At 64.8% G+C, this 6596-nt stretch carries 8 protein-coding genes and 1 tRNA gene; 6 read left to right on the top strand and 3 right to left on the bottom strand.

Annotation, left to right across the window (positions count from 1 at the left end):
• Positions 1 to 210: 210 nt before the first annotated feature.
• Positions 211 to 864 carry a histidine phosphotransferase ChpT gene (chpT, locus tag C2U70_RS14725; RefSeq protein ID WP_140978977.1) on the bottom strand — a complete coding sequence of 218 codons (654 nt, stop codon included), beginning with the start codon at positions 862 to 864 and terminating at the stop codon, positions 211 to 213.
• A 191-nt stretch (positions 865 to 1055) separates the two neighbouring features.
• Between chpT and cysQ the strand changes: the two genes are divergently transcribed.
• Entirely contained in the window at positions 1056 to 1883 is an 828-nt protein-coding gene (gene cysQ / locus C2U70_RS14720) for a 3'(2'),5'-bisphosphate nucleotidase CysQ (protein WP_140978975.1), read from the top strand.
• On the opposite strand, the gene C2U70_RS14715 is transcribed toward cysQ, so the two are convergent.
• Complete coding sequence (locus tag C2U70_RS14715; protein ID WP_140978973.1) at positions 1877 to 2377, bottom strand: YHS domain-containing (seleno)protein; 501 nt, start codon at positions 2375 to 2377, stop codon at positions 1877 to 1879. The two genes, cysQ and C2U70_RS14715, sit on opposite strands and share 7 nt — an antisense overlap.
• A 109-nt stretch (positions 2378 to 2486) precedes the next feature.
• On the opposite strand from C2U70_RS14715, the gene C2U70_RS14710 reads away from it, so the two are divergent.
• From C2U70_RS14710 to C2U70_RS14695, 4 genes are all read left to right on the top strand, one after another.
• Positions 2487 to 3092: a DUF1134 domain-containing protein gene (locus C2U70_RS14710; RefSeq protein WP_140978971.1), complete on the top strand. Its 606-nt coding sequence runs from the start codon at positions 2487 to 2489 to the stop codon at positions 3090 to 3092.
• Between the two features lie 128 nt (positions 3093 to 3220).
• Positions 3221 to 4522, top strand: coding sequence for a hypothetical protein (locus C2U70_RS14705; RefSeq protein WP_140978969.1), 1302 nt, complete (start codon positions 3221 to 3223; stop codon positions 4520 to 4522).
• Positions 4523 to 4679: 157 nt separating this feature from the next.
• A tRNA-Val gene (locus tag C2U70_RS14700) sits at positions 4680 to 4754 on the top strand.
• Positions 4755 to 5044: 290 nt separating this feature from the next.
• Entirely contained in the window at positions 5045 to 5593 is a 549-nt protein-coding gene (locus C2U70_RS14695; protein WP_186294266.1) for a hypothetical protein, read from the top strand.
• A gap of 52 nt (positions 5594 to 5645) precedes the next feature.
• Here the strand turns inward: C2U70_RS14695 and C2U70_RS14690 are convergent, their stop codons facing one another.
• Complete coding sequence (locus C2U70_RS14690) at positions 5646 to 6017, bottom strand: hypothetical protein (RefSeq protein WP_140978967.1); 372 nt, start codon at positions 6015 to 6017, stop codon at positions 5646 to 5648.
• Between the two features lie 257 nt (positions 6018 to 6274).
• On the opposite strand from C2U70_RS14690, the gene C2U70_RS14685 reads away from it, so the two are divergent.
• Complete coding sequence (locus tag C2U70_RS14685) at positions 6275 to 6562, top strand: DUF3551 domain-containing protein (RefSeq protein WP_140978965.1); 288 nt, start codon at positions 6275 to 6277, stop codon at positions 6560 to 6562.
• Positions 6563 to 6596 lie beyond the last annotated feature (34 nt).

The raw sequence follows: 6596 nt of genomic DNA, 5'->3' as shown, positions 1-6596 counted from the left end.
CGCAACAGATCATCCATGAAAACAGGCCTTCATACAGGGAGGGCGCACGAGGTTGTGATGCGCCTTTCAGAATGGGGCCAGCTTCACCGCAAAGCGTTTAATAATGGTTGAGTATGTGCAAAAGAACGGAACCAACAAAGAGATAAGGCGCTCCGAACGAGTCGAAGCGCCCTGGTAAGCTTTGATTAACCAGCGAAGAGGCGTTCGCGTTTACGAAGCGCTAACGATGATCGCCTCGCCTTCGGGCGCGAGCTTCACGGTGAGCCCGCAAGCCTGCGCGAGCAGCCGCGTATAATAAGGCTGAATGGCGTGCGCATCGGCCGCCGGTCCGCGCTCGCCGCTCAAGAGCTCGGCGATGTTCTGCGGCAGGCGCGCATTGTGGCCGGTCGCGGTGATGCGGAAGCTCATCGTCTCGCCGTCACCGACGGGATCGACGGTCAGCGAGCCGCCGCGCGGAATCGTGTGCTGTGCGACCACCAGCATGTTGAGCAGAAGCTTGACGCGATTCTTCGGCAACAGCAGCCGCGGCAGATTCCACGTGATCGTGCACTTGCCGTCCTCGATGTGACCGCGAGCCATGGTCTGCGCGTCGCCGAGATCGATCTGGGCGCCGGCTGATCCGGCCGCACCGAAGGCGAGACGGCAGAACTGCAACCGGGCGGATGCCGTCTTGGCGCTCTTGCGGATCAGATCGAGGGCGAATTCGCGGTCCTCGGGCTTGGGATCGTCGTCGAGGACCTCGAGCCCGTTGACGATGGCGCCGACAGGGCTGATGAGATCGTGGCAGACCCGCGAGCACAGCAATGCGGCGAGTTCGAGCATATCGGGAGCAGTAGCGGTACCGGGTGACGAGGTGCCAGACATAAATGGTTCCTGGAAATTACACGGCGCGGACGCGGCGAATCACGCATGCTTTAGGGGTGGCTTGGCTTCTAACATTCGCAAGCCCATACCAGCTAGCCTTGCCAGCTAGCGCTTGCGGTAGGCTCGAAGCGGCCATAAGGAGCCCTGCGAATCAAACCGGCGTAATGACAGGATCTGCCGATGAATGAGGCATGCAGGCGATGCGGGTGATGGACGGCAAGGCCGCGTGCGGCTTGATGGAGCCGCTGACGGCGCTGGTGGTCAGGGCGGGCGCGGCGATCCTCGCCGTCAACCGCGCCGCGATGCAGGTCGAGGGCAAGCAGGACGGCTCGCCCGTTACCGAAGCGGACCTCGCCGCCGATCGCATCATCGGCGAAGGGCTCGCAGCACTCGCGCCTGACGTCCCGACCTTGTCGGAAGAGCGGACTCAAGCCGCGTCGCCCCCGTTTCGCGACAGCTTCTTCCTGATCGATCCCCTTGACGGCACCAAGGAGTTCGTCGCCGGCCGCGACGAGTTCACCGTCAATGTCGCGCTGGTCACGAACGGCATTCCATTGCTGGGCATCGTCAGTGCGCCGGCGCTCGGGCTGCTCTGGCGCGGCGTCGTCGGACACGGCGCCGAGCGGCTGCGGATTGACGGAGCGGTGGCCGGTTCCGCCGAGCCGATCCATACCCGCGCGCTGCCGAAGCCAGGCGAGCCCTGGATTGCGGCGGTGAGCCGATCGCATGGCGATGCCCGGAGCGAAGCCTTCATCGACGAACGGCCCGGGGCTGTGAGGCGGACACTGGGCTCGGCGGTCAAGTTCGGCCGCATCGCCGAGGGCACCGCCGACATCTATCCCCGCTTCGGCCCGACCTCGGAATGGGACGTCGGGGCTGGCTGCGCGGTCGTCACGGCGGCTGGAGGCCGGGTCACCGACGGCCAGGGCGGCGAGATCCGGTTCGGCCAGCGGACGGGCAATTTTCTGGTGCCGGAGTTCATCGCCTGGGGGGATCCAAGCGCAGTACGGACCTACTGACTGAGCTGCTCCAGCAGGCCAGCCCAGCGCTTGTTTGCCTCGTAGAGGTACTTTTCGGGGTTGCCGGCGAAAGCGTCGCGGTTGTCCTCCCGGCTGAACAGATAGAGCCGGTCGGCCGCGATGACGAAAAACCGGGGATTGCCGGCGATGGTGACGCCGCGGGCGACGTCCACGGGGTCATAGCCGCCATATTGCGGGCCGTAGACCTCGGGATGGGACAGAAAGGAGGCCCGGTTGCCCTCGTTCTGGAACCGCCAGACCGCGCCCCACAAATTCGCCTCGTACTCGGCGCTGCCCTGGGCGGGCTGGCCACCGACGAAATAGGCCACGGGGTCAAAACCCTCGATGGCAACCCCGGTGAAGCGGTTGACGACGATCCGCTCGGTCGTGGCGGCGTGGGCAACGGCCCCGATTGCCAGCCATATGCCCGCAAGCAGCCAGATCAAGGCGAATCCGGGGCGCGAGGGACTGGTTTCCTGCCGTTGTGCCGTCATAGTTGCTACGGATAACATCCGAGTCGAGGGGACAGTCGGCGCAACCTAGGGCCGCGCCTGTTGGCGTCAGGTTAAGGAAGCGACCGGAATCGATACCAGGGGTTCTTTTATGACTTTCGCATCACGCATCGCCGCACTCGCGCTCGTCGCGCTGGTGGGTTGGATCGTGCCGGCTTCCGCGCAGCAGGCTCCGCCGCCGAACCTGCCGCCGCCGCAGCGGACCCCGACGCCCAACACCTATGGGCCGGATGAGCTCGTCGGCGCCGGTCACCGCTTCTTCGGCAACGTCTCGCGCGGGCTCGCCTCGATCATCGAGAAGGCGGTCAGCCAATGGGGCCTGCCGAACGGCTATATCCTCGGAGAGGAAGGTTCCGGCGCCTTCGTCGCCGGGCTTCGTTACGGCGAAGGCACGCTCTACACCAAGAATGCCGGCGACCTGCGCGTCTACTGGCAGGGTCCTTCGCTCGGCTTCGACTGGGGCGGCGACGGCGCGCGCACCATGACGCTGGTCTATAACCTGCCCGCCACCAACGCGATCTACCAGCGCTTCGCCGGCCTCGACGGCTCCGCCTATATCATCGGCGGCTTCGGCATGACGGCGCTCACCGCCAACAACATCGTGCTGGTGCCGATCCGCTCCGGCATCGGCCTGCGGCTCGGGGCCAATATCGGCTACCTCAAATATACGCCGCGGGCGACCTGGAACCCGTTCTAGGGCATCCCAGGGGCCAGACCTTTCTCTGGTTACGGATTCACGTTAACGGCGGCCGGGGCTGGCTTTTGGCCGGCCCGCCATGGCATTGTCTTTGGTAAATTTTTCCTTGTTTTCGGGAGTTCAGCCCCATGGTCGAACCGATCATGTATCTGGCGATCGGTTTCCTGCTGTCGATGCTGTGCGGGCTCGCCATCGTGCCGCTGGTGCATAACCGCGCGGTGCGGCTGACGACGCGCCGGCTGGAGGCCGCGACGCCCCTCTCCATGGCCGAGATCCAGGCCGACAAGGACCAGTTGCGCGCCGAATTCGCGATGTCGGCACGGCGGCTCGAAATGAGCGTCGATCAACTCAAGAACAAGACCACGAGCCAGCTTGCCGAGCTCGGCAAGAAGAGCGACGCCATCAACCGCATGAAGATCGAGCTCGGCGAGAAGAACGCCACGATCTTTGCACTCGAGGCGCGCGAGAAGGCGGTGAAGGAGCAGCTCCGCGCCACCGAAGAGGAATTCAACACCAAGACCGAAGCGCTGCGCGGCGCCGAGCTCGCGCTCGCCGACAAGCAAGCCGAGCTCGCAAAGATCAATCACGAGCTGTCCGATCGCTCGATGATGGCGGAAAGTCGCCAGGTCGAGCTGGTCGCGGTACGCGCGCAGATCGACGAATTGAAGAACCGGGTCGGCGACGCCGAGAAGGAGTTCGCGGCGACGCAGGCGCGGCTGACGCAGGAACGCAGCGAGTCCGAGGCCGCCACGCGCGAGCTCACGGATGCGCGCGGCCGGGTCGAAAATCTGAGCCAGCGCGTCACCGAGCTCGATCGCCAGCTCATGTTGCAGGTCAAGGAAGCCGAAATGCTGTCCGGCCGCGTCACCGATCTCGAGGGACGGCTCGCGACGCAAGGCAAGCTCCTGGCCGAGCGCGAATACGAGAACAACCAGCTTCGCACGGCCAATGAGACCTCCGAGCGCACCATCAGGGATCTCCGCGTCGAGATCGCCGCGCTCAGCGGCGGCGGCGGCTCGCCGATGCTGGAGCGGCTGCGCGGCGAGAAGGCCGCGGTCGAGGAACAATTGCGCATCGCGCGCGACGAGCGCTCGAAACTGCAGCGCGACATCAACGCGATCCAGAGCCAGGCGGAGAGCTCCTGGGCGACCGAGCGCATGGAGAACGCGCTGCTGCGCGAGCGCATCAACGATATCGCCGCCGAGGTCGCAAAACTCGCGATGCAGCTCGAAGGGCCGAACTCGCCGATCGAGGCGCTGCTCGCGACCGAAGCCGGCGCGGCGCCAAAACCCGCCCCGCGCCCGGCCAACGACGCCCCGGTCAACGGTGCGCCCGCTTCCGTCGCCCCGCCCGAGGGCGGTGGGACGCTCGCCGAGCGCATCCGCGCGCTGCAGGCCCACGCCTCCCGCGCCCGCCAACAGGGCGCCTGACGCGTCCGAAATCGCGATTTCGGCAACGATCTGCGTATTCTACGGAAGGTTTTCAGCCGCCACAGCGCCTGAAAACTTGACACCTCAAGCCCCGACTTCTAAATCGCGGGCTCCAAATGCGCCGCCGCCGATTTGAGGCGACCCGCATCATGGTCCCGGGCGCATAGCTCAGCGGGAGAGCGTTCCCTTCACACGGGAGAGGTCCAAGGTTCGATCCCTTGTGCGCCCACCATTTTCTTCCAAAGCCTTCCAAATCCTGACCTTCATCGTCGCCAGACAGCCGCCTGCATCGGCACAATCTGTCGCGACCGCAAGGTGTTGCGCGAACGGACGAAAGCGGGACGAGGCCGACGGCCCGAAATAAACGCCGAAAACAACCCCATGCACAGTAGCCGATAAGGGCGGCAGGACTGCCTACGTTTTTTCCGAAAATGCCTTGACCCGTCGGGCAAATCAGTGGTATATTGTCATCATCGGCAGCGCGTGGGGCTCTCGATGTCGATCGTCAGTTTCCTCAGGCGCATGCTCGGTCTTGCGCCGATCGCGCAAGCACCGTCCCCTCCCCGACAACTCTCCGTCGGCCGGGCCGCAAATCCGGCGTCGCACATCACGCCCGACTTCCTGCAATTGAACGTCGGCTGGAATGCGGAGCCGAACGTCCCGGAGCCGCGCGTTGCGCCGAGCGGGCGCGACATTCAGTTAGATTTCGAACTGGGCGCTCCAGTGGAGGGACCATTTGACGAAGGCGAGCGCGGCACGTTGCGCTTTGTCGATTGCAGCCGCTACCGGCTTGGCAGCACCAATGACGAAGGCTGGTATCGCGGCCAGTGCCGCTACAGCACGATCGCACCACGTTGGGGCGAGTTCTACGAGCTCGTAGGCGTTGATCTGTTGAAGGACCTGCCGGCCGACTGGCGCGCGGCAGGCGGCGCGGGCGCGAGCCGCCATTTCCTGTTCTATTTTCGCGACGAGACGTTCGAATGCTTCGCCGAGGATTGGCTGATCGAACCCGACGATGCCAACCCGCTTCGTCGCGTGATGAACACGCCGAACGGCGAAGGACAAACCTGAGCGAGCTTTCGCCGGCGCGACGCATCAAGCGCATCGCGCCGATCGGCGAGCCCTACTGCTTATCGAACGGAACATATTGCTGGTACTGCTTCGGCACCGAGGAGCGATAGCGCGACGGCACCGTGCCTGACTCGACGGAGTGATCGATCTCCTGCTGGCGCGTCATCTTCTTTTTCGCGGGCTTTTTCTCGGCGGACTTCTTGCCATCCGTCGGAGTGGTCGTCGTGGTGTTGGTTGCAGCCGGTGCAGTGCCTGTCGTCGTGGCCGCAGGAGGCGTCGTTGTTGTCGCCGCGGGCGCTGTCGTGGTCGCAGCCGGAGCCGCATTGGTGCCGCCGGCGGCCGGCGTGCCCTGGGCCAGCGCGAGCGGGGCGTGCAACACGAGAGTGATCGCCGCAGCGGCAGCAAGCAAATATGACTTTTGCATCAGAACCTCCAAAGTGCCTGATCCGAATGGCGGAAGCGTAATCCCGCTCGTTGAACTCGTGCAAGCCTCGCCACCCTAGAGCTTTTGCGGCCCGCGGACTGTGGCCGACATCACATAGCGACGCCCGGATGTGGCTTCAGGATGCCCACAATTCGAACGCGTTCCGGTTTGCCCGCAACAACTGGGGCCACCGCCGCGCCGCCGGGAACACCAGCGAAGTGCGGACATTGCCCCGTCAATTCTCAGAGGAGACCACCATGCGTCGCACCATCCCCCTCCTGGCATCGCTTGCTGCGCTTGCCGCCATCGCCTTCACGGCGCAGGCGCAAGCTCAGGCCCAGGTCCAGCCCCAAATCCAGGTCCGGGCCAATGAGCGCTATTGTCTGCAGGGCCGCCAATGGGGCTACCCGGGCAATTGCCTTTTCGTCACCTACCAGCAATGCCAGGCCACGGCGTCCGGCACCGATGCCTATTGCGACATCAACCCGCGCTATGCGTTCCAGCTCCAGCAACAACAGCAGATGCAGCAACGTCGCGCTTACTGAAGCGGGGCGCGGCAAAGTCGTCATGGCCGGGCTT

The organism is Bradyrhizobium guangdongense (genome assembly GCF_006483445.1).
Taxonomy (GTDB): Bacteria; Pseudomonadota; Alphaproteobacteria; order Rhizobiales; family Xanthobacteraceae; genus Bradyrhizobium; species Bradyrhizobium guangdongense_A.
Note: the sequence above shows the minus strand (reverse complement) of the source record. Positions and strands in the feature narration are given on the sequence as shown.